Here is a 25562-nt window from a genome sequence, read left to right as displayed (position 1 = left end):
GAAATATGTAACGAATTGCGTTACATCACACTTCAGAAAAGTGAATAAAACGTTAATCACAAGTTTGTAATCGCTTTCATTTCACCATTAAAAATGCGGCTGAGTTTATGGATTTTCCTGTCATGGAAACGGTCTGAAAAGTGGGGTCAACGAGGGAAGATGGCGAAAACAGGCGGAGACATTCAGCGCGAGTTGGCTATAATACCTGCCACTTGTTTACCATCCATTTTAAAGGACACCGACATGAGCTTACTCAACGTCCCAGCGGGTAAAGAACTGCCAGAAGACATCTACGTAGTTATCGAAATCCCGGCTAACGCAGATCCGATCAAATACGAAGTGGACAAAGAGAGCGGCGCCCTGTTCGTAGACCGTTTCATGTCTACTGCGATGTTCTATCCGTGCAACTACGGTTACATCAACCACACCCTGTCTCTGGACGGTGACCCGGTTGACGTGCTGGTCCCAACGCCATACCCACTGGAGCCAGGCTCCGTCATTCGCTGCCGTCCAGTTGGCGTGCTGAAAATGACCGACGAATCCGGTGAAGATGCGAAACTGGTTGCGGTACCGCACACCAAGCTGAGCAAAGAGTACGATCACATCAAAGATGTGAACGACCTGCCAGAGCTGCTGAAAGCGCAGATCACTCACTTCTTCGAGCACTACAAAGACCTCGAAAAAGGCAAGTGGGTTAAGGTTGACGGCTGGGACAACGCTGAAGCGGCGAAAGCAGAAATCATCGCCTCTTTCGAGCGCGCTGCTAAGAAGTAATTCTTACTGCCTGTCTATAAAGCCCCGCTGGTCGGGGCTTTTTTATTTCTTTGGTTAAAATCGGCATAAACGGATTATTTAAGAAAAATCCCATTCTTTTTTGATTTGGATATTAAAAACAGAAAAGACACCCTATCATTTATGGTGGAAGTGGTTGAATAGCCCGGCTGTTCACAACATACTGTCATGATGAACATTAATTCCCATTCATTATAGGATTCTTATGTCATCCATTAACATTGATGTTGCCCGCCCTACAGGGATTTATTTTATCATTGAACGGCTTTATTCTCGCGATGGTCTTATGCCTTCTATTGGGGAAATCAGCCCCTCTTTGACACAGGTGCACCGTACTGTCATTCAGCTAAAGCGCAAGCAAGATATGTTTATGGATGGCGTTAAGGTTATCCCTAAAGATATTACCCTTTGGCAACAGATAAAATATATTACGGGTTCAAAAGTAACGACCAAAGATACAGATGCGTTAGTGTATACGACCGATTTTATTGGATCTCTTGTTGCCACAACACCTTTAGGTAATATTGAGCATGAAAATATTCCTCGGTTCCTCACGACAGAGTCTATCCACTCCCTGCCGCAGGCGGTGAGTTATGGGCGAGATCCCATCCCACAAGTACTTCTTTATGGTCGTAAGGATATTGTCTTCTTTATGGACAATGGTGGTAAAGGTACGCCAACCGCTATTGCAAAATATAACCACAATACTCGTGACCTTGCCATAATCAAAGATCAGCTAGAAGCCAGTAAAACGATGAAGGAACTGCTATCTAAGGGAGCAAAATTATGAGCAAGAAAAACCATACCGTGAGCCTATTCGTCCTTATTATTGCCTCCTTTATATTTGGCAGAGGTACGTATGTTGAATATCTGTCATGGTACTATGGAACCGATAATTTAATATTCAGCGAAATAAACAGTTCCTTACTATCTAGTTTATTTAACGGGCTTTTCTTCGCTCTATCAGCAAGTGTTATTTATGCGTTACTCACTCTATTAAAAAGAATTCCAGCGAATATTGTCACTTCTTGTCTACTTCAGTTCTGTATTAACATCGGGCTATATACGCTTTTTGTTGCAGTAGATAGAGGATATAGTAAATTACATACTTTAAGCTCGGGTGCTACTGATATCACCCACAGCTATTTTTTAGGGGCGTTGCTGACGAGCACACTCCTGACCGTCGCGATCGTGAGCGTTATACATGCTAAGTTTCTTTCTTCAAAGCATAAAGATGGGCTACATAAAGGCGTTTGACTGTTACGGCAAAGACAGCAAATGGCAGTATCTCTGCATCATGACATTCCAGCTTGCCTGGTTTTTGTTTTACTTATGGATCCCTTATCGAAGCGATTATGCGATTCTGCTGTTTTTACTGTTTTTCCTGCCCGTGATTTCAAGCAACACGCGGTGCATAAACTACTATGGCCGTTCACGCGCCCTGTGTTTGTTATGGCTTATTGCCCCCTACATCATGCTGTTCGTTCCTCTGTTTTTAACCCGGCGCCGGGATACAGAAGAGAGTTGAAGGAACAAAAAACAACGCCACCTCACGGTGGCGTTGCTTTTTTTTCAGTACTGGTCTCTGTCTAACCAGTTACCGCTTTCAATCCGCGTTAGCCCATCAACAGGACGCTGATAAACGTACATCCACGCACTTCCGTATGGCGTCTGGATCAACTGGCGAGCGTATTCACCGCCCCTGGTGCGCAAGGCATCAAGTTCGGCAAGCGTAGCATTGTCAATACGATAAACTTCACCCTGTACTGTTCCTTCCCCCGGAACCGCGCCTGGATAGTGGCCCAGACTGTACAACTGGTAGTTCTCGATATTGTAATTCCCCAGCAGCAGGGCATTGGTCATCCAGTGACTGTTGCCTTGCTTGGTTCGTAAACTGCCGTACACAAATATTCGCATTGCTAAAACTCAAACTGATAGAGCAGATCAAGTGCCTGGTCTACGCCGGACACTGCTTCCAGATATAGCTTAGGCATCAGGCGATAGCGTAGCGTGAGTGTTGCCAGTGAGTCAAAGATCCCCACACCATATTTTACCTGCAGACCCGGCAGTACATAGCCGCTGACCACCACCTGCGAGGAGTCGCCCACGCCCTGGGTGTCCAGCGCCAGATTGCTTACGCCGAACGTCTCGCCGATTTTACCCACAACCTGACCACTTTGTGCAACCCCCAGACCCACTAACATTGATGTCATCGCAGCACCATCGCCTTGTGCGCTATCCAGTCCCTGTCCACGCAGGAGATAAGAAAGTGCTTCTTGCTGCGACATGGCCGGGTCGGAGAAGATTTCCGCTTTGGGTTCGTCGGCTGAGCCGGTGACACGCACGCCAGCAATCACATCATTTTCAGTCGCTTCAGGGTTACGAATGGCTTCGATATTGAGCACCGGCTGATCCGGTGGACCGGAGAACAACAGCTCGCCTTTACGCACAATCAGATCCTGACCGTAGGCGTGGAAACGCCCATCAGGAATATTGATTTGCCCGTTAAGGCCCAGCCCTTGACTGTCCTGCGCCACTTTCAGATCGCCCGTGAGTCTCGCCTTCAGCCCAAACGCATCCAACCGCACGTTATTCCCCACGTGCACGATAAGATTACTATTGATTGGTATGCCTGCGCTCTGTTGGTCAACAGGTTTCAGATTTTCACTGAGCATAACTTCATCGCTGGAGACGCCGACTGCACTTTCCGGTACCTCGTGAACCACGATACGCGCCCACGGCACGTCGACACGACCGTCCAGAGTGAACAGGCTCGGTGTCGCCTCAAAGACGACGTCAGGTGAGACATCCAGACGCACCATCGGCGGTACGGTGATGCGTACCCGGCTCCCCTTCGCCGCGATGCGTGCGCGCCAGTTATCAAGCTGGCTCCAGTCAGCATCACCGCTCAGATTAATTTGCCCCTGCTGGGTCAACACCGAGCCGTTCAGCGTCGAACTCATGCCGTTGAAGTTCAGTGCTATCTGGCTCGGCTGCATGTCGAACGGCATAAAGTTACCGTCAATATCGAGCCCGCTAAGCCGCATCTGACCAAACAGCTGCGGGCTTTCCGCATTGCCAGCCAGACGCAGATTGGCATTGAGCAGTCCCTCGGCTTTTTCCCCGCGCGCGAAAATGGGGTTCACCATCGCCAGGTTGAAATTGCGGATATTCACGTTACCGCCGAGATTACGCCGCCCTTGCGGATCGGTAATCTGCACCTGCCCGTCCAGCTGACCGTTGTTGGTCAGGCGGATCGTCCATCCCAGCTCAGCACGGTTGTTATGCAGATCGGCACTCAGGTTCAGGGTGTCGAACGCCACCGGCAGCGGCGCGTCGTTGACTTCTTGCGTCACCTTCACGTTACGCCCGGAGAGCGTCACGCTGCCCTGCGGCAGCCCCTCTTTGGTGGTGTCCCATGCGACATCCGCTTTACCGCTAAAGACGCCGCTGGCCTGGGTCGTGTCCGGCATAAACGGCTTTAGCATCGCCAGATCGAAGCGGTTGAGGTTAATCTGCGCGCGCCCTTCTGCCCCCGCATCAATAGTCTGCGGTACGCAAAGTTCTGCGTTAGGGTTGGTCCAGCAGTGCGGTCCGATGCTGATCTTCTGCTCGGCGTTGCGGTAGTCCAGCGCAATGGAGCGCGACAGCGCCAGCGGCCCAACCGGCGTGCTGAAGCGGGTGTTATCCAGTTGCCCCTTCCAGCGTTCCGCTTTGCGGTCAAAGCTTCCCGTCAGATGGAGCTGGCCGGATACCGGTTCGCCCTGCACGCGCAGCTGGAGGTCGTGCTGCTTCTCGTTGCCTTTGGTTTCCAGCGTCACCAGATTGATGTTTACCTCCGGCTGGGAGATACGCTCCACGCGCAGGTTCAGATTGCCGCCGATCTGATCGGTGGATTTTACATCCCCTTCAACGCGAACGCGGGCAACGCTCAGCTCCTGCCAGCGCAGGTTATTGGCGGTGATATCCGCCAGCAGCTGCGGCGCCTCCACCGTACCGCGCACCTTCACCAACCCTTTCGCCGTGCCGCCGAGACCCGGCAGGGCGTTATCCAGATTCGGCGCGTCGATGGTGGCATCCAGATTGAGATCCTTCACGCCCAGCTCGCCTTTGATATCCGCCGTGTTGCGGCCCAGCGCCACGTGCAGCCCCGGAATGATCCACTGCAGATAGCTGTTGCCTTTCAACGAGCCTTCAACGCTAACCTTGTTCTGCTTCACGTTCCCGGTGAGCTTGATTTCCGGTACGTCCATCTGCCATGTGCCGCCGTACAGGCTGCCGCGGGTTTTAATCAGGCCATCCAGTTTCGACGGCCAGTCCGGCACCTCTTTGGCGGTGTTAATGCCCGTCAGCTTCAGCTCGCCGCGCCAGCTGATTGCCTGCTGCCAGTCAAGCAGCGCGGTCAGCTCGGTTTTGCCTTCCAGCGCCGCGACGGTCAGCTTGTCGAGGTTAACCTGCTGTTCGTTGCCTTTTGCATCCAGCGTAATGTTCGCGGGCGGCACGCCCTGCCCCTTCACCGCAGTGCGGAACGAGAGCGTGTAATCGGTCATCTTGCCGCTCAGCTTCAGCTTCAGGTCATCGGCCTGGAACTGTTTTTCGCCGGTGAACGGCCAGTAAAGCTGCTTGCTGACAATTTCCAGATTGAGCGGTAAACCGGCCTCCGCCAGCTGCGTTTGCGCGCGCAGGACCATGTCCACCGGGCCGGAGAGATTGACCCCGACGTCCAGCTTCTCGCGCAGCGCCCCGCCTACTTTGACCTTCACCTTTTCGCCTTTCAGCGGATCGATGTTAAGCGCGCTGTTCAGCGTAATATCCACCGGCCAGCTGTCGCGCAGCAGGGCATTCCCTGACGCATTGACAGAGCCCTGATTGGTGTCGATATCCAGCGCGTCAAGCTTCATGTTGCCGTCAATGCTGCTGACTTTCAGCAGCATGTTATAGACCGTCAGGTCGGTATCGCCCGTCAGACGCAGCTGTTCGCCTTTGAATTCCTCAATGTTGAGGTTCAGCGGCAGATGCACGTCGGTCATCTCCGGCAGAACCGGTTTCGAGAAGAGATCTTTCAGCGTTTCACCCAGCGGCTTTTCTTCCGGCTGCGGGTTCTGGATCTTCGGCTCGACAATCTCTTCCTGCGCCACGTCGGCCACTTTCGGTAGCGCAATCAGCAGCCCCTGCAGGGACGTTGGCGTCAGGGTAAGGTTTTTCTCCTCCCAGCGCAGGCCGGAGGTGAAATCCATCACGGACACGGTGGTGTCGTCGATTTTAATATTGACGTTATCCAGCGCCACCCGATAGAGCGCAATCGGGTACGGTGTGGACAGATTCAGCGGGCCGCTGTCCTCTTCCTCGACCGGAGCAGACTTCGGCATTTTTTTTGAATCTATCGCCACGTTCACATCTTTTAGCGACAGATCGTTCACGCAGAGCTTACTGTCCCGCAGGCAGCCCAGCTTCACGGCCAGATGGAATTCGCCTGCATTAACGGCCACGCCAGGCTGCTCATAACGAATGTTCTTCAAACGCAGGTCGCGCCAGCCGCCCGTCACCTGGCCAATTTCCAGCCCCGGCACCCAGCGGTTAGCCGCGTTAAACAGCAGATGCAGGCCGGTGGTGGTGCCCACCAGAAACGCCACCGTACCGAGCAGCAGCACGATAAAAATCAGTACGCCGAGGCTTATCTTCTTCCATAAACTCATAATTCAGGCCCCAGACCGATGTAAAACTGTAAACCGTGTTCATCTTTGTCGCCCACCGGCACGGCGAAATCGAGCTTAATGGGCCCGACGGGAGACTGCCAGCGCACGCCTACGCCCGCGCCGGTTTTGAAATCGCTGCGGCGGATATCGTTCACCGCTTCACCGCCGTCCACGAACATGGCTCCCCACCACTTGCCGCTGACGTTGTACTGATACTCCAGCGAGCCGGTCGCCAGTTTGGATGCCCCGGTCAGCTGGCCTTTTTCGTTTTCCGGTGAGATCGATTTGAACTTATAGCCGCGAATGCTGCGGTCGCCCCCGGCGAAGAAGCGCAGATCGGGCGGCACGCGTTCGAAATCGCCCGTTTCAATCCAGCCCAGGTTGCCGCGCATCACAAAGCGGTGTTTGTCGTACAGCGTGCGGATCCAGACGTTTTGCGCCTGAAAGACGGAGAAGTCCACGTCGGAGCCCCAGGCGGTGTTGGAATAATCGATGGAGTAGCGCTGTGAGTCGCCCCAGGTCGGCATCAGGCCCCCGCGCGAGCGGGTGCGGCTGATCATCACGCCCGGATAAAGCAGCATGGTGGTGTTGGTGACGTTGGCCTGGGTAAAGTGGTCGAGGCTCCAGCGCAGGTTAATGGCGCGCTGCCAGCCGCTTGAAAGATCCCAGAAACGCGATACGGCAAGCGTCGTTGAGTCCTGCTCGGTGTCGTTCAGGTCGGTGCGCTTAAAGCCGCCCTGCAGAAGGTAATACTGCTCAAGCGGATTTTTCAGCAGCGGCATTTTGTAGCTGAAATCCAGCTGCTGCTCAGGCGCAGAGAGGCTCAGACTGGTGGTCAGGCTGTGGCCGTAGGAGTTCATCCACGGTTTTTTCCACGAGGTTTTCACGCGTGGGCCAACGTCCGTCGAATAGCCCACACCGGTTTCAATGGTGTTCTCGGTGCGCGGAGAGACCACGCCATGCAGCGGCAAGACTTTCGTTTTACGGGACTTTTCAAATTCCGGCGCGACAATCACCGAGTTAAACCAGCCGGTTGCCGACAAACGGCGGTTGAGTTCGCCCAGGTCGCTCGACTGGTAATAGTCGCCTTTTTTAAACGGTATCAGGTTTTGCAGGTACTCCTCGCGGATCTGCGATCCTTCGAACGTCACATCGCCAAAACGATAGCGTTCACCGCTGTCGTAGTCGATGTCCCAGAAGGCCTGACGCCTCTCCAGCGCTACGCCAAGCTGGCTTTTATTAAACTGGCTATCGAAATAGCCTTTACGTAGCGCGACGTTGGTTAAGGATTTTTTAAAATGATCGTAGTCGCCGTGATTCAGAACGGTGCCAACTTTAGGACGGGTACTCAGCAGATCCAGGTAATCCCGATCCGTACGCGCGCCGCCGCGCAGCACCACGTTGGTACCGCCAATCAATACCGGCTCACCCGCTGAGACGCGGGCAATCAGCACCTGACGCCCCTTCTTTGGTGGCGGGCGGAGGTCGAAATCAATGGTGGGTTCGTAATACCCCAGCGCTTTCAGTCCTTCGCGGATCGCGTCATCCACGCGCGCGCGAAAACGCCGGTCCGGCGTCACTTCGTCACTCTGGATCGTCGATAACTGCGCGCGCACGTTTTTTTCCAGCGCCCCGGATAACCCCTCAACCTGCAAACGGACATTCGCCGCGCTGGCAACCCCGCTTGTCAGCAATACACTGACCAAACATAACTGGCGGATTTTTGTCACGTTTTCTCCTGAATATCCCTGTTTCCACCTCGGAAGCAAATGAAATGCCGCTCTGCGGCAAAAAAACGGCCTGTTAGCCAAAAACCCAAATCGTGGGTTGAAAATGGGTGAATACACACAATCATTCAAGTTGGATCAAGGCGGCAAGTCTGTGAATCCCCAGGAGCTTACTCAAGTAAGTGACTGGGGTGAGCAGACGCAGCCAACGCAGAGGCAGCTTGAAGGATAACGTGTATAACACCCAAATATCTCTTATGATTAAATCTAGACTTATTCAGCGCATTTATTGTGTTCAATTAAACGCTTCGTGACAACCTTAACCGAAACATCGCTACCCGGGAGGCACCATCGTGAGTTTATTCGACAAAAAGCATCTGGTTTCACAAGCAGATGCATTACCGGGACGCAACACCCCTATGCCTGTGGCGACCTTACACGCCGTAAACAACCATTCAATGACAAACGTTCCTGATGGAATGGAGATCGCCCTTTTCGCCATGGGCTGCTTCTGGGGAGTTGAACGTTTGTTCTGGCAACTGCCCGGCGTTTACAGTACCGCAGCAGGCTATACCGGCGGTTACACGCCAAACCCAACCTATCGCGAAGTGTGCTCCGGCGATACCGGTCACGCGGAAGCGGTTCGCGTGGTGTATGACCCGGCCATCATCAGCTACGAACAACTGCTGCAGGTGTTCTGGGAAAATCACGACCCGGCGCAAGGCATGCGTCAGGGTAACGATCACGGCACCCAGTACCGTTCGGCCATTTATCCGCTCACACCCGAGCAGGATGCTGCCGCGCGCGCCAGCCTTGAGCGTTTTCAGAAAGCCATGCATGACGCGGGCGATACGCGCGAGGTGACCACGGAAATCACCACCGCGAAGCCGTTCTATTATGCCGAGGACGACCACCAGCAATATCTGCATAAAAACCCGTATGGCTACTGCGGAATCGGAGGCATCGGCGTCTGCCTGCCGCCACAGCTGGCCTGATCACTGGTCTAGCGCCACGCGAGCCGCGTGGCGCGTCGCATTACTCACCGAACCAAAATCCATCACTTTCCCCTGCAACAGCAAATTATAAACCGGCGCCTGGGGTCGGTTGAGCCGCGTTTGCAGCAAATGCACCGCTTCTATCCCCAGTTCACGACAGGGCACCGTGACGCCGGTGACCGGTTTTTCCAGGCGGTGCGCTAAATTCCAGGCAAAATCGGTGGTGATGAGTGAAATGTCTTCCGGGATACGAAGCCCGTGACGCGTCAACGCTCTGATCACCCCCTCCACCATGCTGGTACTGTTGGGGAAAATCACTTCCGGCCACTGGGCTTTATCGTGACTCGACAGCCACTCATCCAGCGCCTGTTCGGCCTCCTCCGCGGTAAACCACTCCGTCACTAACAAATCACGTCGTGGCTCAAAGGCAATGTGAAAATGGCGGTACGCCTCTTTGATACCATCCAGGCGAGCATAGAGCGTATCCCGCCGCAGACATGTTAAGGTCAGCACCCGGCGGTGTCCCTGCTCAAAAAGGTGCTGCATGGCGGTAAAACCAATGGCCCGATGGTCGGGCGAAACGGAATCCAGCACCCGATCCCTGTCGACGGAATTAATTAAAACGCAGGGTTTATTGAGCGTGCTGGCCAGTTTAAATATGGTGGAATCATCCGTGCCAATGATAATTATCGCGTTGATATTTTTATGACTGGCCTTTTCCAGAAACAGTTTTACATCGGCGTGCTGTTCTTCTAATCCGCAATAGCTGACCCAGACATTATGCGGCGCGCTGGCTTCGGCGATTCCTTTGGTCACTTCGAGATAAAAAATATCGCCGCGGCCCTGAAAGGTTCTTTCCGGCGCAAAAACAGCGATACCGTTAATTAATAGCCGCCCGCTTGCCATGGATTCAAGGACACCTAATTCCCGCGCGGTGCGAACAATCGCTTCCCGGGCCTTATCGCTGGTATACGACTTCCCGCTTAGCACCCTTGAGACAGTGCTAACGGAATAGCCCGTCAGGGAGGAAATTTCCTCCATTTTTAACTTACCCGCCATAGTGTGACCTCGCTCCCAATCAGTTTTTGCAAATATTTGCAGAAACAGCGCATTGATTTTAAAACTAAATTTCAAAATGGTTAGAGTTTACTTATTGACCTTGCGAGTATTCTCACAAAAACACATTGTCGCTGCGCCTGAGCTTTCCTATTTTCCGGTCATCACTCTTTTCGACTGAAATTAAGGTGAGACATGGAGAAGGTACGTTTTGGCATTATTGGTATAGGTAATATTGGCACGGTCCACGCGCGCTATTTACTGGCAGGTACCGTCAGCGACGCCTGCCTGGCGGCAGTTTGCGATAACGCGCTGGAAAAGCATCCTGCCATTCGTCAGATGGTCGGCACCCTCCCACTGTTTAGCGATGCGCAGGAGATGCTCCAGAGCGGGCTTATCGATGCGGTCATTGTCGCCACGCCGCACTATGAGCACCCGCGCCTGTCGATGCTGGCGATGCGCAACGGCATCCATACCCTGTGTGAAAAACCGGCGGGCGTGTACACGGCGCAGGTACAGGAGATGAACGCCTGTGCCCAGGCGTGCGACGTGGTGTTCGGCATCATGTACAACCAGCGCCCGAATCCGCTCTACCAGAAAGTGAAAGATCTGATCGACAGCGGCGAGCTGGGTGAAATCCGCCGTTCAAACTGGATCATCACCAACTGGTATCGCTCGCAGAGCTACTACAACTCCGGCGGCTGGCGCGCCACCTGGAAAGGTGAAGGCGGCGGCGTGCTGCTCAACCAGGACCCGCATCAGCTCGATCTCTGGCAGTGGCTGGTCGGCATGCCGGTCCGCCTGCGCGCGTTCTGCCAGTTCGGTAAGCATCGCGATATCGAAGTGGAAGACGAAGTCACCGCCTACGCCGAGTATGCCAACGGCGCCACCGGCGTGTTTATCACTACCGTCGCCGAAACGCCGGGCACCAACCGCCTGGAAATAGCGGGCGATCGCGGCAAAGTGGTCGTCGAGGAGGGGAAACTGCGCTACTGGCGACTGCGCGAATCGGAAACCGCCTTTAACGCCCGCTGGGAGAACGGCTTTGGGGAGCCTGAGTGCTGGGAAGTCTCAATCCCCGTCGCCCCTGAATACAGCGAACATCACGTCATTACCGCCAACTTCTGTGCGGCCATCCTGCGCGGCGAACCGCTGATTGCGCCGGGTCTGGAAGGGATCCATGGGCTCACGCTCTCTAACGCCATGCACCTTTCCACCTGGACGGACGACTGGGTCGAGCTGCCGCTCAACGAAAAACAGTATCTGCGCCTGCTTCAGCAACGCATCAGCACCTCAGTGGCTAAAGAGACAGCCAGCGTCACGCTGGACGCCTCTGGCACCTGGTAACTCCGGAGAAGAAACGATGTTAAATGTCGCCATTGTGGGAACGGGGAATATCTCGCATAACCATATTCAGGGCTATTTGCAGTTTGGTCAGCGCTGCCGGATCGTTGCGCTGGTGGATATCTACCCGGAAAAAGCGGAAGAGAAAAAAGCGCGCTACGGCCTGGAAGATGCCCGCGTGTATGAAAACCACCGGCAGATGCTGGAATCTGAGCCGAATGTCGACATCGTTGACGTCTGCACGCCGCCCTACGTCCACGCAGAGATCAGTATCGACGCGCTCAACGCCGGTTGCCACGTGCTGTGTGAAAAACCGATGGCCGCCTCGCTGGAGGAGTGCGACGCGATGATCGCCGCCCAACAGGCCAGCGGTAAAACGCTCTCCATCATTGCCCAGAACCGCTTTACCGATGCCTTCTGGCGCTTAAAAGCGGCGCTGGACTCCGGCCTTGCCGGGAAAGTCTGCCATGCGCAGGTGGACTCCTTCTGGTGGCGCGGTCACTGCTACTACGACCTGTGGTGGCGCGGCACCTGGGAAAAAGAGGGTGGCGGCTGCACCCTTAACCACGCGGTGCACCACATCGACGCCATTCAGTGGATGCTTGGCTTCCCGTCCGAGGTGGTGGCGATGATGACCAACGTAGCGCACGACAACGCTGAAGTCGAAGACCTAAGCGCCGCGATCTTCAAATACCCCAGCGGCGCGCTCACGCAGTTGACCGCCTCGGTGGTGCACCACGGCGAAGATCAGAAAATGATCATTCAGGGTGATAAGGCGCGCATCTCCGCACCGTGGCAGGCCTTTGCCAGCGTCAGCGCCGATAACGGCTTCCCGCAGGAAACCCACGACCAGCAGCGAGAAGCACAGCTCAACGCCGTTTTTCAGGAGACGCCAAAGCTCGAGTGGACGCTGCACACCGGGCAGATCAATGACCTGCTTTATGCCATTGAGCACGGCAAGGCGCCGCTGGTAGACGGCGTGCAGGGCAAACGCTCGCTGGAGCTGATTACCGCCATTTATAAATCAGCCATCACTCGCGCTGTCGTCTCATTGCCCATTGGCCGCGACGATCCGTTTTACCGTACCGGCGGGACCAACGCCCTCGCCCCCCGTTTTTATGAAAAATCCGCAAGCGTCGCCAACTTCAGCGAAGTGGGTGCGATTCCCCTCGGCAAAGATCTGGATTAAGGAGTGACACCATGAACAAGAATGACGGTATGAACTACGCCCCGGTGGGCAAACCGCAGCCGGTTGTCCGCGAGGGTGAATTCGTCTTCGCCGCCGCCGCACTCGACCACGGCCATATCTACGGGATGAGTAACGGCCTGATAGAAGCCGGAGCCACGCTGAAGTGGGTGTACGACCCCGATCCGGCCAAAGTGGATAAATTTATCCAGCAGTACCCGCAGGCAAAAGTGGCAGAGTCGCTGGAGGTGATCCTCAACGACGACGAGGTGCGTCTGGTTGCGGGAGCAGCCATTCCTTCCGAACGCTGCGCGCTGGGGCTGAAAGCGATGGCGGCGGGAAAAGATTACTTCACCGACAAAGCGCCGCTCACCACCCTTGAACAGCTGGCGGACGCCAAAGCGATGGTGGAAAAGACCGGCAAGAAATATGCGGTGTACTACAGCGAACGCCTGCACGTAGAAAGCGCGGTTTTTGCCGGGCAGTTGGTGCAGCAAGGCGCCATTGGCCGCGTCATGCAGACCCTGGGTACCGGGCCGCACCGGGAAGGCACGGGCCGCCCGGACTGGTTCTACGATCGTCGCTACTTCGGTGGGATCCTGTGCGATATCGGCAGCCACCAGATTGAGCAGTTCCTGTTTTATACGGGCAACAGCGATGCCACCGTCGTCGCCAGCCAGGCCCGCAATGTCAACCACCCTCAGTATCCGGCGTTTGAAGATTTCGGCGATGCGATGATCAAAGGCGACAACGGGGCCAGCGGCTATTTCCGCTGCGACTGGTTCACGCCGGACGGACTCTCCACCTGGGGCGATGGCCGCCTGACGCTGCTCGGCACCGACGGGTATATTGAGATCCGCAAGTATGTCGACCTCACCCGCGGCGAGCAGGACGTGGTCTACCTCGTCAATAAAGAGGGGGAGTTCCGCTATCCGGTGGCCGGGCAGGTCGGATTCCCGTTCTTTGGCGAGCTGATCCTCGACTGCCTGCACCGCACTGAAAACGCCATGACGCAGGCACACGCTTTCAAGGCTGCCGAACTGTGCGTGAAGGCTCAAATGCTGGCCAACGCAGCCGGATAAGGGGAACGACGATGACGATCCTGAACACGGCAATTATTGGCGGCGGCGCGATCCACCGTTGCCATGTGAATGCTCTCCGCCAAATTCCTAACGTGGCGCTACGCGCGCTGGTGGATATCGACAGCGTCAAAGGGTTGAAGCTGGCGATGGGCTATCAGTGCCGCTTTTATCAGGATTACCGGGAAATGCTGCTGGATGACAGTATCGACGTGGTGCATATTTGCACGCCTCACTTTGAACATAAAAGTATGATCCTGGCGGCGCTGGCCGCCGGGAAGCACGTTTTCTGTGAAAAGCCGGTGGGCATGAACGGCAGCGAGCTTGTCGATATCGCCCGCGCCGTTGAGCAGGCGAAGGGGCAGTTTGGCGTCTGTTACCAGAACCGACTCAACCCCACCAGCCTGCGCGTGCGTCAGGAGTTAGCTCATGGCGGGCTGGGTAAGATGCTCAGCATCAAGGCGGTGCTAACCTGGTCACGCTTCGGCACCTACTACACCGACAGCCCGTGGCGTGGGCGACTGGCGACCGAAGGCGGCAGCCTGCTGATCAACCAGGCAATCCACACCCTCGACCTGATGCAGTGGTTTGGCGGCGGTGTGACGCGGCTCAAAGGCGTAGTCGATAGCGGAGAACTGGCAGACGTGACCGAAGGGGAAGACAGCGCGATGGCGACGCTGCATTTCGCCAACGGCGCGCGCGGCCTGTTTTATGCCACTAATTGCCACACCACCGATTCCCCTCTCCTGATGGAGATCCACTGTGAACACGGTTCACTGCTGCTGGAACACAACGTTCTCTGGCGCATCACGCCCGGTGAACGCCTCAAACTGACAACCGACGATTCACCCGACGGCTCGGTCAAAAGCTACTGGGGTCTGGGTCATCAACAGGCGATCCGTCGCTTTTATCACGCCCTTATTCATCCGGAAAACAGGGATTACACCGATATCCATGAAGCCGGAAAATCACTCACCCTTGTGGAGGCCATTTATCGCTCATCTCAATTACGACAATGGATAGGGATCAATAACTAGAACGTAATGTGCAATCCAGACGTTAATAAAAACACGACCTGACATACAGGTTAAACATTACCCTACACTGGATATTATTATGGTCAAACCAACTGAACGTAGAGTTGGTTATGGCGTAGCGCTTGGCTACGGCATAACCGATCTGTTTGGCGGAGGCGCTTTCGCCATTATCGGCACCTGGCTGTTATTTTTTTACACCACCTATTGCGGACTCTCTGTGATTGAAGCGGGATCAATATTTGCCATTGCCCGCGTCATTGATGCGTTATTAAGTCCGATTATGGGTTATATCACTGATAATTTCGGGGATACCTGGCTTGGACGAAAATTTGGTCGTCGCCGCTTCTTTTTATTACTCAGCTCCCCGTTAATGTTTCTGTACGCCCTGCTGTGGATGACGGACATGGGATACTGGTACTACCTGGGCACCTATCTGTCTATCGAACTGCTGTCGGCAATGGTGTTAGTCCCCTGGGAAACGCTGGCGGCAGAAATGACCAACCGCTACGAAGAGCGCAGCCGCCTTTCGGGCGTGCGGATGATCTGCTCACAGCTGGGCGGTTTTCTTGCGGTATCGGTCCCCGGTGTGATTATGCAATTCACCGGCAAAGATAATCCGTTTACCTATACCCTCACCGGACTGATATTTTCCTGCGTGTTCTGCCTGGCGGTATTTATTACCTGGTACACCACCTGGGAAGCAAAAGATGTCCATCAGGAATCGAACTTCAAGGTGGATAATCAGCGTAAAGGCGGCCTGGGGAATCACTTGAAATATCTGGTGCTCGATCTCTTTTCGTCATTCCGTATCCGTGCGTTCCGTCTGCATATACTCATCTATATTTTTTCTTTTACCGCGATGGATGTATTCGGTTCAGTCTTTACCTATTACGTGGTTTATTGCCTGAGCCAGGATGCCTCTGCGGTTTCCGGCTGGCTAAGCATTGCGGCCTTTGCCTCGGTACCGGGCACGTATGGGTTTATGCTGCTGTTGAACCGGCTGAACATGACGCCTTCTGCCGCCCTGCGGCTCTCGTACGGCTGTATCTTCCTAGTGTTGGCGTTTCTGTTTACGGTCTACCTCACCAAAACGCAGGTGCCGACGCTGCTCTTCTCAGCGGTCTTTATCCTGCTCGGTGCGGCACGTTCCGGCCTGTATTACATCCCCTGGAATATTTACAGCTTTATTCCGGACATTGACGAGATGGTCACGCAGCAGCGCCGCGAAGGGATTTTTGCCGGGGTGATGGTTCTGACCCGCAAAAGCACCGTGGCGATTGCCATCATGATTATCGGCCTGGTGCTGCAGGAGTCCGGTTTCGTGAAGGGCAGCGGTGCGCAGCCTGAAAGCGCGCTGGGTGCCATTATCGGGCTGATGATTTTCGCCACGGCAGCCCTGCTGACCGTCAGCTTCTTCACGACATACAAATTCAAGCTGACCCGTGAGACACACAAGGTACTGCTCAAAGAAATTGCCCGCCGCAAGCTGGGCGGCGATTATCGCGACTGCGACGAGAAAACCCGCGTGGTGATCAAGCAGCTGACGGGCTACGAGTATGACCAGGTGTGGGGAGGCGATGCAACGCGCCGTGCAGTAGGTAACGTCCCGCTGTCGACCGTCAAATAGCGACATATGCCGGGCAGGCTCCCCACCTGCCCGGCCTTTTTTTGCCCAAAATGTGACCTCTGGCAGATTTACATCTCTTTACGCTATACTACCCGCTGAAATAATCGGCTCAACGCTACGAGCTGACGTTCAATGTGTCTTCACACAAATGGTATCAACTCCCCTTCTGAGGATCTGGCGAGAAGCCGGATAAACTATGTTAAACAGTATTTTAGTAATACTTTGCCTTATTGCCGTCAGTGCATTTTTCTCGATATCCGAGATCTCGCTGGCCGCGTCCCGTAAAATCAAACTTAAGCTGCTTGCCGATGAAGGCAACATCAACGCCACGCGCATCCTGAAAATGCAGGAAAACCCCGGCATGTTCTTCACCGTGGTGCAGATTGGCCTAAACGCGGTCGCCATTCTCGGCGGTATCGTGGGTGATGCGGCGTTTTCCCCGGCGTTTTATAGCCTGTTTGTGCAGTACATGTCCGTTGAACTGGCCGAACAGCTGAGCTTTATCCTCTCCTTCTCGCTGGTGACTGGCCTGTTCATCCTCTTCGCAGACCTGACCCCGAAACGCATCGGTATGATTGCGCCAGAAGCCGTGGCTTTGCGTATCATCAACCCGATGCGCTTCTGCCTGTACGTGTTCCGCCCGCTGGTGTGGTTCTTCAACGGCCTGGCAAACGTGATTTTCCGCATCTTTAAGCTGCCGATGGTGCGTAAAGATGACATCACCTCCGACGACATTTATGCGGTTGTAGAAGCCGGGGCGCTGGCCGGGGTGCTGCGCAAGCAGGAGCACGAGCTGATTGAGAACGTTTTCGAACTCGAATCCCGTACCGTGCCGTCTTCCATGACGGGCCGTGAGAACATTATCTGGTTCGATTTACACGAAGATGAGCAGAGCCTGAAGAACAAAGTGGCGCAGCATCCGCACTCTAAGTTCCTGGTCTGTAATGAAGATATTGACCACATCATCGGTTACGTCGACTCCAAAGACCTGCTGAACCGCGTGCTGGCCAACCAGAGTCTGGCGCTGAACAGCGGTGTGCAGATCCGCAATACGCTGATTGTGCCGGACACTCTGACGCTCTCAGAAGCGCTTGAAAGTTTCAAAACCGCCGGGGAAGACTTCGCGGTGATCATGAACGAATACGCGCTGGTGGTGGGTATCATCACCCTGAACGACGTGATGACCACGCTGATGGGCGATCTGGTGGGCCAGGGGCTGGAAGAGCAGATTGTTCAGCGTGACGAAAACTCATGGCTGATCGACGGCGGTACGCCGATTGAGGACGTGATGCGCGTGCTGGATATTGATGAGTTCCCGCAGTCGGGCAACTACGAGACCATCGGCGGCTTTATGATGTTTATGCTGCGTAAAATCCCGAAACGTACCGACTCGGTGAAGTTTTCCGGCTACAAGTTTGAAGTGGTGGATATTGATAACTACCGCATCGACCAGCTGCTGGTGACGCGCATCGATAACAAACCGACCGTGCTGGTGCCGAAGCTGCCGGACGCGGAAGAGAAGGTGTCGGCGTAATGCCCCATATACCCTAAATAATTCACGTTGCATGAAGGCGGCGACGCAGCGAATCCCCAGGAGCGTACATTAGTACGTGACTGGGGTGAGCGAGGAAGCCAACGCACAGGCAACTTGAAGTATGACGGGTATAAACATCAACGGCTCCCATTGGGAGCCGTCTTTTTAACTACTGCATAGCACGTTGGTTAAGCCATCTCAGTCTGCAGACGCATAACCTGACGGTTGACTTCGGACATCACAGACAGGTGCTGTTTGTCCTTCACTTTTGGGATAAGGATTTTGCCCTTATCAAATTCAAAAGCGCCAACATCCTTGATATACAACCGTCCACGGAACAGGATCTTCACGTACTTCGCCACCTGAAGCGGGTTGTAGCGTTGGAAAATTTTCATTCTTGTATCTCCTGCGAATCATACGCTCTTGCGGTGCCACAATCGGCCCGACTGTCCTGAGCGCAAATTTTATTGCCCAATGACTATAGACCAGAACTACGTTGTTACCCAGTGTGCATAAGTTTATTTACCGTTTGATTACAATTATTCAGAATAATCTTTGCAAACCGTGACTCAGGGCAGTATAAGCCGTCGTTTTTTCATGGATATGTGCGTTCACCCGCAAACTGGCATCGGGATTGCGGGAAAACCCCATTGATCGCACTTATGATTAAAAGCGTAAGACCAAGTGGTCGGATCACCTGCTAACAAAAAAGGAAACACCATGACCCTACGTAATATCCTTGCAGCAGCCTGCCTGCTGCTGCCCCTGTGGGCTTGCGCTCACACGATTGAAAAAGGACAACGCGTACCGCCAGTCGGCATTGCTGACCGGGGAGAATTGATTCTCGACAATGATAAGTTTAGCTACAAAGCCTGGAATAGCGCGCAGCTTGCGGGCAAAGTGAGAGTTGTACAACATATTGCCGGTCGTACATCCGCGAAAGAGAAAAACGCTACCCTGGTGGAAGCGATCAAGGCCGCAAAATTCCCGCACGATCGCTACCAGACCACCACCATTGTGAACACCGACGATGCCATCCCCGGCTCCGGCATGTTCGTGCGCTCGAGCCTGGAGAGCAACAAAAAACTCTACCCGTGGTCGCAATTTATCGTCGACAGCAATGGCGTGACGCGTAAGGCGTGGCAGCTTGACGAAGAGAGCTCTGCGATTGTGGTGCTCGATAAAGAGGGACGCGTGCAGTGGGTGAAGGACGGCGGATTAACACAAGACGAAGTGCAGCAGGTGGTTGCTCTGCTGCACAAGCTGCTGGCTCAGTAAATTGAAACCCGGAAGCCAGGGTTGAGGAATGATTCTCGCGGGGTATAGTCCAGCGGCTTACCCTGCCAGTCATGAACATGCGCACCGGCCGCCGCCGCTACCGCGTGCCCTGCCGCCGTGTCCCAGACGTTGGTTGGCCCAAATCGCGGGTAGAGCTGCGCGTGTCCTTCCGCCACCAGGCAGAACTTGAGCGATGAACCAATCGACGTCGTCTGGTGTTCACCCAGCTGCTGCAAATACTCCTGCAGTTCGCTGTCGCTGTGGGAACGGCTGATCACCACCAGCGGTGGACGCGCATCACGCACCTGAATCTGCTTACGCACGCCGCACTCTTCCTTCCAGGCTTTACCTTCCGCAGCGCTGTACATGACTTTCATTACCGGCGCGTAGACCACGCCGAGCACCGCTTTTCCCTTCTCAATCAGGGCGATGTTGACGGTAAACTCACCGTTGCGCTTGATGAACTCTTTCGTTCCGTCCAGCGGATCCACCAGCCAGTAACGCTGCCAGTGCTGGCGCTCGTCCCAGCCCTGCGGCGCTTCTTCTGACAAGACGGGAATATCCGGCGTTAACGCCTGCAAACCTTTCAGGATAACGCCATGCGCCGCGATATCCGCCGCCGTGACCGGGGAGTCATCCGCTTTGCTGACAACGTTCATCGGCTTCTCGCCGTCGTACACTTGCATAATGGCATCACCCGCATCCCGTGCGAGCTGACAAATTTTCTCTAACATTCTCCACCTCTTCGTTAACGCAGTGGTCATAACTCGTTGTTTTATTTATATCGTAATGTGAACAATTCTGCTATCTGTGAAGCAATTCCGGTTTCACTACCCTTATTTCTGGCAGGATTCACACTTCTGTAAGCAACGCGATATACATACATAATCTTTTGTGGCTTGGATCGAAAAAAGGACTCTTCTGATGATTAAGTTTAGCGCAACGCTCCTGGCGACGTTGGTGGCCGCCAGCGTTCAGGCGGCAACGGTGGATCTTCGTATTCTGGAAACGACCGATCTTCACAGTAACATGATGGACTTCGATTACTACAAAGATACGCCTACCGAAAAATTCGGACTGGTACGCACAGCAAGTTTGATTAACGCCGCCCGCGGTGAAGTGAAAAACAGCGTGCTGGTCGATAACGGGGATTTAATTCAGGGTAGCCCATTGGGCGATTACATGGCCGCGAAAGGGCTGAAAAAGGGCGAAATCCATCCGGTTTATAAAGCGATGAATACCCTGGACTATACCGTCGGCAACCTCGGTAACCACGAATTTAACTACGGTCTGACATACCTGCACGATGCGCTGGCCGGTGCGAAATTCCCGTACGTTAACGCCAATATCATCGACGTTAAGACCCAAAAGCCGCTGTTCACTCCTTACCTGATTAAAGATACCGAGGTTGTCGACAGCGAAGGTCATAAGCAGACGCTGAAGATTGGCTACATCGGCTTTGTGCCACCGCAGATCATGACGTGGGATAAAGCCAACCTCGACGGGAAAGTGACCGTTAACGACATCACCGAAACTGCGCGCAAGTATGTGCCGGAAATGCGCGAGAAAGGCGCTGACCTGGTGGTGGTTGTCGCCCACTCGGGTCTCTCCGCTGACCCGTATCAGGCAATGGCGGAGAACTCCGTTTACTACCTGAGTGAAGTGCCAGGCGTTGACGCGATCCTGTTCGGCCACGCTCACGCGGTCTTCCCGGGCAAAGATTTCGCCAGCATCAAAGGCGCGGATATCGAGAAAGGGACGCTCAACGGCGTGCCGTCGGTGATGCCGGGGATGTGGGGCGATCATCTCGGCGTGGTGGATCTGGTGCTAAATAACGACGGCGGCAGTTGGAAGGTGACGCAATCAAAAGCCGAAGCGCGCCCGATTTACGACGCTGCGGCTAAAAAATCGCTGGCAGGTGAAGATAAAAAGCTGGTCGACGTGCTGAAGCATGACCACGATGCGACCCGTGAATTCGTCGGCAAGCCGATTGGGAAATCCGCCGACAACATGTACAGCTTCCTGGCGCTGGTGCAGGATGACCCAACCGTTCAGGTGGTCAATATGGCGCAAAAAGCCTATGCCGAACACTTTGTTCAGGGCGATCCGGATCTGGCAAAACTGCCGGTGCTTTCAGCCGCTGCACCGTTCAAGGTGGGCGGACGCAAGAACGATCCGGCAAGCTACGTGGAAGTCGAAAAAGGCCAACTGACGTTCCGTAACGCCGCCGATCTCTATCTTTATCCGAATACGCTGGTCGTCGTCAAAGCGACGGGGAAAGAGGTGAAAGAGTGGCTGGAATGCTCCGCCGGGCAGTTTAACCAGATTGACCCGAACAGTAGCAAGCCGCAGTCGCTGATTAACTGGGACGGGTTCCGCACCTACAACTTCGACGTGATCGACGGCGTGGAGTATCAGATTGATGTTACTCAGCCAGCCAGATACGACGGCGAGTGCCAGACCCTTAATCCGCAGGCTGAACGTATCAAAAACCTGACCTTCAACGGCAAAGCAATCGACCCGAATGCCACCTTCCTGGTGGTGACCAATAACTACCGCGCCTACGGCGGTAAGTTTGCCGGAACGGGTGACAGCCACATCGCTTTTGCTTCACCGGACGAGAACCGCTCGGTGCTGGCGGCGTGGATCAGTGCGGAATCGAAGAAGGCGGGCGAAATTCATCCTGCAGTGGATAACAACTGGCGTCTGGCGCCGATCCACAGCGATACGAAACTGGATATCCGCTTTGAAACCTCGCCGTCCGATAAAGCTGCCGCGTTCATTAAGGACAAGGCGCAGTATCCGATGAAGAAGGTCGCAACGGATGATATCGGGTTCGCGATTTATCAGGTGGATTTGAGCAAGTAGCGGTGATTGTGCCGGGTGGCGCTTCGCTTACCCGGCTTTTACGCCGCACGCTCGTCCCGGTTCGCCAACACCTGCGGCGTATTCAGTTCAATCCAGTCCGCCAGCGCGGCCACTTTCTCGCTCACCTCAACGCCCAGCGGCGTCAGACTATACTCTACGTGCGGCGGCACAACCGGATATGACACGCGATCGACAAATCCGTCCTGCTCCAGCGCCTGAAGCGACTGGGCCAGCATCTTCTCGCTCACGCCGCCCATCTTGCGGCGCAGGTCGCTAAAGCGATGCGTACCCTCGCGTAACGCCACCAGGATCAGCACGCCCCAGCGGCTGGTGACGTGCTTAAGCACGTCTCTTGAAGGGCACTGTTCCGCGAAGAGATTGCCATCGCGCATTTGCTCGCTGAGTGTCGGAATGGTCTTTTTCATACTTACCTTTTTGTACGTACTTACTAAAAGTTAGCTTCAATGTTAGTGTGCCACAACACCAGACAAACACGAAGGAGATTCATCATGATCGCGATTACCGGCGCTACCGGCCAGCTTGGCCAGCTCGTTATTGAAGAACTGCTGAAAACCGTTCCAGCCAGCCAGATCGTGGCTATTGTGCGTAACCCCGCGAAAGCTGAAGCGTTGAGCAACCAGGGTATTGTGGTTCGTCAGGGGGATTACACCGACCAGGCGGCGTTCACGACTGCGCTGAACGGCGTGGATATACTGCTGCTGATCTCCTCCAGCGAAGTGGGCCAGCGCGCCACGCAGCACCAGAACGTCATTAACGCCGCCAAAGCGGCAGGCGTGAAGTTTATCGCCTACACCAGCCTGCTGCATGCGGACACATCGCCGCTCGGCCTTCACGTTGAACACGTCGAAACCGAAAAAGCGCTGGCAGAGTCTGGCGTACCATATACCCTGCTGCGCAACGGCTGGTACACCGAAAACTATCTGGCGAGCGCACCGCCGGCGCTGGAGCATGGCGTGTTTATTGGTGCTGCAGGCGAAGGCAAAATCGCCTCTGCGACCCGTGCAGATTACGCGGCGGCTGCAGCCAAAGTCGTTTCTGAGGACGGTCACGCAGGTAACGTGTATGAACTGGCGGGCGACAGCGCGTGGACGCTGAGCGAACTGGCGGCTGAACTGAGCAAGCAGAGCGGTAAGCCAGTGGCGTATCAGAACCTGAGCGAAGCCGATTTTGCCGCCGCGCTGAAGGGCGTTGGCCTGCCTGCCGGGCTGGCGGATATGCTGGCGGATTCAGACACCGGCGCATCCAAAGGCGGCCTGTTCGACGACAGCCGTACCCTGAGCAAGCTTATCGGTCGCCCAACGACGACGCTGGCGGAGAGCGTCAAATCCATCCTGTAAATGTTACGGATTGGTTATTTTTTGTGGCATCCCCTCGGGTCATCTCTGATAATGAAGCGATAACCCACGAGGAGGCTCACCGTGCAAGGCGTACCGGAACAGTTCATTGATGAGAGAGACAGCGCGCGCTTTCGCCATCTGGCGCAACTGCCTGGCCTGGAACTCTATCACGCACATATCTCTGATTACGCCTTTGAGCCTCACACACACGAAGCCTTCGGCATTGGCACCATTGAAACCGGCGCCGAACGCTTCCGCTATCGCGGTACCCAGCACCTCGCCTCCGAGAAATCCGTTGTCACCATGAACCCAGACGAGATCCACACCGGGGAATCCGCCACTGAAGACGGCTGGCGCTACCGGATGGTCTATATCGAACCCGACCTGCTGGAAGAGGTGACCGGCCTGCGTCACTGGTGGTTTAGCGACGTCACCCGCTACGACCCGCAGCGCTCGCTGCAAATCGGCCAGCTGATTTACGGCCTGTGGCATACGAACGACCCGCTGGCACAAAAAGGAATGCTGCTGGATCTGATTGAGACGTTCCGACCGTTAGCCCATCACGCGCCGGTGATTCAGGAAGGCGCACACCGGTTCGAACGTGTTCGCGAGTATCTGCACGATAACTATATGCACCCTCTGACGCTGGACGAGCTGGCAAACGTTGTCTCGCTCAGCCCGTACCATTTCCAGCGCCAGTTCAAAGCCCATTTTCACATCACGCCGCATCAAATGCTGATGGCGATCCGCCTTTGGCGCGCCAAAGCGTTTCTCACTCACGGCATGCCCGCCGCCGAAGTGGCTGCCGCAACCGGGCTGACCGACCAGTCGCATCTGACCCGCGCCTTTACCCGCCGCTACGGCATTACGCCGGTGCGCTATCAAAAGCAGGTTGCGCAGCGCTAATGCGCAATCTCATACAATACGCACCTATTTCGCCCTCCTACACTGAGTGCAAAGTAAATCAATGTGGATGGAAAAATGATTAGCGGCGTGTTGTATGCCCTGCTTGCAGGTTTGATGTGGGGGCTGATTTTTGTCGGCCCGCTGATAGTGCCAGAATACCCGGCGATACTGCAGTCCACGGGACGTTATCTGGCGCTGGGGCTGATTGCCCTTCCTCTGGCCTGGCTGGGGCGGGCGCGCTTGCGCCAGCTTAGCCGCCAGGACTGGCTGACCGCGCTGGCGCTGACCATGATGGGCAATCTCATCTATTACGTTTGCCTGGCAAGCGCGATACAGCGCACCGGTGCACCGGTGTCGACCATGATCATCGGCACGCTGCCGGTCGTTATTCCTGTGTTCGCGAATCTGCTCTACAGCCACCGCGATGGCAAGCTGGCCTGGTCAAAGATGGCCCCTGCACTGGTATGCATCGCCGTAGGGCTGGTATGTGTGAACGTTGCCGAGCTGAGCCACGGGCTGGATGACGTCGACCTGTGGCGTTACGGTTCCGGCATCATGCTGGCCTTTATTTCCGTGGTGTGTTGGGCGTGGTATGCCCTGCGCAACGCGCGCTGGCTGCGGGAGAACCCGGACAAGCACCCGATGATGTGGGCGACAGCGCAGGCGCTGGTGACGTTGCCCGTCTCGCTCGTGGGGTATGTCGGCGCGTGTATCTGGTTAGGTCATCAACAGCCGGAATTTGCCCAGCCCTTCGGTCCAAGACCGTGGCTGTTTGTAGGCTTGATGGTGGCGATTGCGGTGCTGTGCTCGTGGGTTGGCGCGCTGTGCTGGAATATTGCCAGCCAGAAATTGCCGACGGTGATTTTAGGGCCGCTGATTGTCTTCGAAACCCTGGCCGGGCTGCTGTACACCTTCCTGATGCGCCAAAGCGTACCGCCGCTGTTAACGGCCTGTGGAATTTTATTGCTGGTGGCTGGGGTGGTGATTGCGGTAAGAGCGAAACCGGAAAAACCGAGGGTCGTTCCGGCGTCGGAGATGTGATTTTTGCCGGGTGGCGGCTGCGCCTTACCCGGCCTACA

23 protein-coding genes are annotated in these 25562 nt (G+C 55.1%); 16 read left to right on the top strand and 7 right to left on the bottom strand.

Annotated elements, in window-relative coordinates; translation table 11 throughout:
• Positions 1 to 243: 243 nt before the first annotated feature.
• The 4 genes from ppa (at position 244) to ACOQH0_RS02330 (ending at position 2385) form a co-directional block, all read left to right on the top strand.
• On the top strand, positions 244 to 774 hold the full coding sequence (gene ppa, locus ACOQH0_RS02345; protein ID WP_010427397.1) for an inorganic diphosphatase: 531 nt from the start codon (positions 244 to 246) through the stop codon (positions 772 to 774).
• A gap of 223 nt (positions 775 to 997) precedes the next feature.
• The gene (locus tag ACOQH0_RS02340) at positions 998 to 1582 is read left to right on the top strand and encodes a hypothetical protein (RefSeq protein WP_047346161.1); all 585 of its coding nucleotides are present in this window, start codon (positions 998 to 1000) and stop codon (positions 1580 to 1582) included.
• Positions 1579 to 2049, top strand: coding sequence for a hypothetical protein (locus ACOQH0_RS02335; protein ID WP_010427399.1), 471 nt, complete (start codon positions 1579 to 1581; stop codon positions 2047 to 2049). Before ACOQH0_RS02340 ends, ACOQH0_RS02335 begins: the two co-directional genes overlap by 4 nt.
• Positions 2050 to 2070: 21 nt before the next feature.
• On the top strand, positions 2071 to 2385 hold the full coding sequence (locus ACOQH0_RS02330; protein ID WP_157133703.1) for a hypothetical protein: 315 nt from the start codon (positions 2071 to 2073) through the stop codon (positions 2383 to 2385).
• Here the strand turns inward: ACOQH0_RS02330 and ACOQH0_RS02325 are convergent.
• Genes ACOQH0_RS02325 through tamA form a run of 3 tightly spaced genes read right to left on the bottom strand, consistent with a single transcriptional unit; the run spans position 2365 to position 8218 of the window.
• Positions 2365 to 2709, bottom strand: coding sequence for a gamma-glutamylcyclotransferase family protein (locus ACOQH0_RS02325; protein ID WP_010427401.1), 345 nt, complete (start codon positions 2707 to 2709; stop codon positions 2365 to 2367). The genes ACOQH0_RS02330 and ACOQH0_RS02325 overlap by 21 nt on opposite strands.
• Before the next feature lie 2 nt (positions 2710 to 2711).
• Entirely contained in the window at positions 2712 to 6488 is a 3777-nt protein-coding gene (gene tamB, locus ACOQH0_RS02320; RefSeq protein ID WP_421511433.1) for an autotransporter assembly complex protein TamB, read from the bottom strand.
• On the bottom strand, positions 6485 to 8218 hold the full coding sequence (tamA, locus tag ACOQH0_RS02315; RefSeq protein ID WP_010427405.1) for an autotransporter assembly complex protein TamA: 1734 nt from the start codon (positions 8216 to 8218) through the stop codon (positions 6485 to 6487). Before tamA ends, tamB begins: the two co-directional genes overlap by 4 nt.
• 350 nt (positions 8219 to 8568) lie before the next feature.
• On the opposite strand from tamA, the gene msrA reads away from it, so the two are divergent.
• A complete protein-coding gene (gene msrA, locus ACOQH0_RS02310) occupies positions 8569 to 9210 on the top strand; it encodes a peptide-methionine (S)-S-oxide reductase MsrA (RefSeq protein ID WP_010427407.1) in 642 nt (213 codons plus the stop codon).
• Here msrA and ACOQH0_RS02305 read toward each other — a convergent pair whose 3' ends face one another.
• Positions 9211 to 10269: a LacI family DNA-binding transcriptional regulator gene (locus tag ACOQH0_RS02305; protein WP_010427408.1), complete on the bottom strand. Its 1059-nt coding sequence runs from the start codon at positions 10267 to 10269 to the stop codon at positions 9211 to 9213.
• 192 nt (positions 10270 to 10461) lie between these two features.
• On the opposite strand from ACOQH0_RS02305, the gene ACOQH0_RS02300 reads away from it, so the two are divergent.
• The 6 genes from ACOQH0_RS02300 to ACOQH0_RS02275 all read left to right on the top strand — a co-directional run bounded on the left by ACOQH0_RS02300 (position 10462) and on the right by ACOQH0_RS02275 (position 18073).
• Positions 10462 to 11613, top strand: coding sequence for a Gfo/Idh/MocA family protein (locus ACOQH0_RS02300; RefSeq protein WP_010427410.1), 1152 nt, complete (start codon positions 10462 to 10464; stop codon positions 11611 to 11613).
• 16 nt (positions 11614 to 11629) lie between these two features.
• Positions 11630 to 12799, top strand: a complete 1170-nt coding sequence (locus ACOQH0_RS02295; RefSeq protein ID WP_421511432.1) for a Gfo/Idh/MocA family protein — start codon at positions 11630 to 11632, stop codon at positions 12797 to 12799.
• Positions 12800 to 12810: 11 nt separating this feature from the next.
• Positions 12811 to 13878 carry a Gfo/Idh/MocA family protein gene (locus ACOQH0_RS02290; protein WP_421511431.1) on the top strand — a complete coding sequence of 356 codons (1068 nt, stop codon included), beginning with the start codon at positions 12811 to 12813 and terminating at the stop codon, positions 13876 to 13878.
• 11 nt (positions 13879 to 13889) lie between these two features.
• Positions 13890 to 14912, top strand: a complete 1023-nt coding sequence (locus ACOQH0_RS02285; protein ID WP_421511430.1) for a Gfo/Idh/MocA family protein — start codon at positions 13890 to 13892, stop codon at positions 14910 to 14912.
• A gap of 79 nt (positions 14913 to 14991) precedes the next feature.
• Positions 14992 to 16539 (top strand): MFS transporter, encoded by a 1548-nt coding sequence (locus tag ACOQH0_RS02280; protein ID WP_089599724.1) that lies wholly within the window; start codon positions 14992 to 14994, stop codon positions 16537 to 16539.
• Positions 16540 to 16735: 196 nt separating this feature from the next.
• Positions 16736 to 18073, top strand: coding sequence for a hemolysin family protein (locus ACOQH0_RS02275; RefSeq protein ID WP_042715770.1), 1338 nt, complete (start codon positions 16736 to 16738; stop codon positions 18071 to 18073).
• Between the two features lie 188 nt (positions 18074 to 18261).
• On the opposite strand, the gene ACOQH0_RS02270 is transcribed toward ACOQH0_RS02275, so the two are convergent.
• Positions 18262 to 18468, bottom strand: coding sequence for a DUF1107 domain-containing protein (locus ACOQH0_RS02270; RefSeq protein ID WP_003856054.1), 207 nt, complete (start codon positions 18466 to 18468; stop codon positions 18262 to 18264).
• A 325-nt stretch (positions 18469 to 18793) separates the two neighbouring features.
• Between ACOQH0_RS02270 and ACOQH0_RS02265 the strand changes: the two genes are divergently transcribed.
• A complete protein-coding gene (locus ACOQH0_RS02265; RefSeq protein ID WP_421511429.1) occupies positions 18794 to 19351 on the top strand; it encodes a YtfJ family protein in 558 nt (185 codons plus the stop codon).
• On the opposite strand, the gene cysQ is transcribed toward ACOQH0_RS02265, so the two are convergent.
• A complete protein-coding gene (gene cysQ, locus ACOQH0_RS02260; protein ID WP_421511428.1) occupies positions 19345 to 20085 on the bottom strand; it encodes a 3'(2'),5'-bisphosphate nucleotidase CysQ in 741 nt (246 codons plus the stop codon). The genes ACOQH0_RS02265 and cysQ overlap by 7 nt on opposite strands.
• 190 nt (positions 20086 to 20275) lie before the next feature.
• On the opposite strand from cysQ, the gene ACOQH0_RS02255 reads away from it, so the two are divergent.
• Positions 20276 to 22219: a bifunctional 2',3'-cyclic-nucleotide 2'-phosphodiesterase/3'-nucleotidase gene (locus ACOQH0_RS02255; RefSeq protein ID WP_421511427.1), complete on the top strand. Its 1944-nt coding sequence runs from the start codon at positions 20276 to 20278 to the stop codon at positions 22217 to 22219.
• A gap of 38 nt (positions 22220 to 22257) precedes the next feature.
• Here ACOQH0_RS02255 and ACOQH0_RS02250 read toward each other — a convergent pair whose 3' ends face one another.
• A complete protein-coding gene (locus ACOQH0_RS02250) occupies positions 22258 to 22644 on the bottom strand; it encodes a winged helix-turn-helix transcriptional regulator (RefSeq protein WP_172411117.1) in 387 nt (128 codons plus the stop codon).
• Positions 22645 to 22728: 84 nt separating this feature from the next.
• Here ACOQH0_RS02250 and ACOQH0_RS02245 point away from each other — a divergent pair, with 84 nt between their 5' ends.
• The 3 genes from ACOQH0_RS02245 (at position 22729) to ACOQH0_RS02235 (ending at position 25524) form a co-directional block, all read left to right on the top strand.
• Positions 22729 to 23577: an SDR family oxidoreductase gene (locus ACOQH0_RS02245; RefSeq protein ID WP_421511426.1), complete on the top strand. Its 849-nt coding sequence runs from the start codon at positions 22729 to 22731 to the stop codon at positions 23575 to 23577.
• 81 nt (positions 23578 to 23658) lie between these two features.
• Positions 23659 to 24483 carry an AraC family transcriptional regulator gene (locus ACOQH0_RS02240; RefSeq protein ID WP_108417880.1) on the top strand — a complete coding sequence of 275 codons (825 nt, stop codon included), beginning with the start codon at positions 23659 to 23661 and terminating at the stop codon, positions 24481 to 24483.
• A 75-nt stretch (positions 24484 to 24558) separates the two neighbouring features.
• Positions 24559 to 25524 (top strand): DMT family transporter, encoded by a 966-nt coding sequence (locus tag ACOQH0_RS02235; RefSeq protein ID WP_420986188.1) that lies wholly within the window; start codon positions 24559 to 24561, stop codon positions 25522 to 25524.
• The last annotated feature ends 38 nt before the right edge of the window (positions 25525 to 25562 follow it).

Source organism: Enterobacter sp. JS8-1 (genome assembly GCF_049187015.1).
GTDB lineage: Bacteria > Pseudomonadota > Gammaproteobacteria > Enterobacterales > Enterobacteriaceae > Enterobacter > Enterobacter mori.
The sequence above is the reverse complement of the archived record's forward strand: the minus strand, read 5'-3'. Positions and strand labels throughout refer to the sequence as shown.

Bases quoted from the DNA above. Each gene is read 5' to 3' on its own strand.
- ACOQH0_RS02290 (WP_421511431.1), top strand. From the start codon at position 12,811: ATGAACAAGAATGACGGTATGAACTACGCCCCGGTGGGCAAACCGCAG.
- ACOQH0_RS02265 (WP_421511429.1), top strand. From the start codon at position 18,794: ATGACCCTACGTAATATCCTTGCAGCAGCCTGCCTGCTGCTGCCCCTG.
- ACOQH0_RS02335 (WP_010427399.1), top strand. From the start codon at position 1,579: ATGAGCAAGAAAAACCATACCGTGAGCCTATTCGTCCTTATTATTGCC.
- ACOQH0_RS02295 (WP_421511432.1), top strand. From the start codon at position 11,630: ATGTTAAATGTCGCCATTGTGGGAACGGGGAATATCTCGCATAACCAT.
- ACOQH0_RS02255 (WP_421511427.1), top strand. From the start codon at position 20,276: ATGATTAAGTTTAGCGCAACGCTCCTGGCGACGTTGGTGGCCGCCAGC.
- ACOQH0_RS02250 (WP_172411117.1), bottom strand. From the start codon at position 22,644: ATGAAAAAGACCATTCCGACACTCAGCGAGCAAATGCGCGATGGCAAT.
- ACOQH0_RS02305 (WP_010427408.1), bottom strand. From the start codon at position 10,269: ATGGCGGGTAAGTTAAAAATGGAGGAAATTTCCTCCCTGACGGGCTAT.
- ACOQH0_RS02300 (WP_010427410.1), top strand. From the start codon at position 10,462: ATGGAGAAGGTACGTTTTGGCATTATTGGTATAGGTAATATTGGCACG.
- ACOQH0_RS02340 (WP_047346161.1), top strand. From the start codon at position 998: ATGTCATCCATTAACATTGATGTTGCCCGCCCTACAGGGATTTATTTT.
- ACOQH0_RS02280 (WP_089599724.1), top strand. From the start codon at position 14,992: ATGGTCAAACCAACTGAACGTAGAGTTGGTTATGGCGTAGCGCTTGGC.
- ACOQH0_RS02235 (WP_420986188.1), top strand. From the start codon at position 24,559: ATGATTAGCGGCGTGTTGTATGCCCTGCTTGCAGGTTTGATGTGGGGG.
- cysQ (WP_421511428.1), bottom strand. From the start codon at position 20,085: ATGTTAGAGAAAATTTGTCAGCTCGCACGGGATGCGGGTGATGCCATT.
- ACOQH0_RS02275 (WP_042715770.1), top strand. From the start codon at position 16,736: ATGTTAAACAGTATTTTAGTAATACTTTGCCTTATTGCCGTCAGTGCA.
- ppa (WP_010427397.1), top strand. From the start codon at position 244: ATGAGCTTACTCAACGTCCCAGCGGGTAAAGAACTGCCAGAAGACATC.
- ACOQH0_RS02330 (WP_157133703.1), top strand. From the start codon at position 2,071: ATGGCAGTATCTCTGCATCATGACATTCCAGCTTGCCTGGTTTTTGTT.
- ACOQH0_RS02325 (WP_010427401.1), bottom strand. From the start codon at position 2,709: ATGCGAATATTTGTGTACGGCAGTTTACGAACCAAGCAAGGCAACAGT.
- ACOQH0_RS02245 (WP_421511426.1), top strand. From the start codon at position 22,729: ATGATCGCGATTACCGGCGCTACCGGCCAGCTTGGCCAGCTCGTTATT.
- ACOQH0_RS02285 (WP_421511430.1), top strand. From the start codon at position 13,890: ATGACGATCCTGAACACGGCAATTATTGGCGGCGGCGCGATCCACCGT.
- ACOQH0_RS02270 (WP_003856054.1), bottom strand. From the start codon at position 18,468: ATGAAAATTTTCCAACGCTACAACCCGCTTCAGGTGGCGAAGTACGTG.
- tamB (WP_421511433.1), bottom strand. From the start codon at position 6,488: ATGAGTTTATGGAAGAAGATAAGCCTCGGCGTACTGATTTTTATCGTG.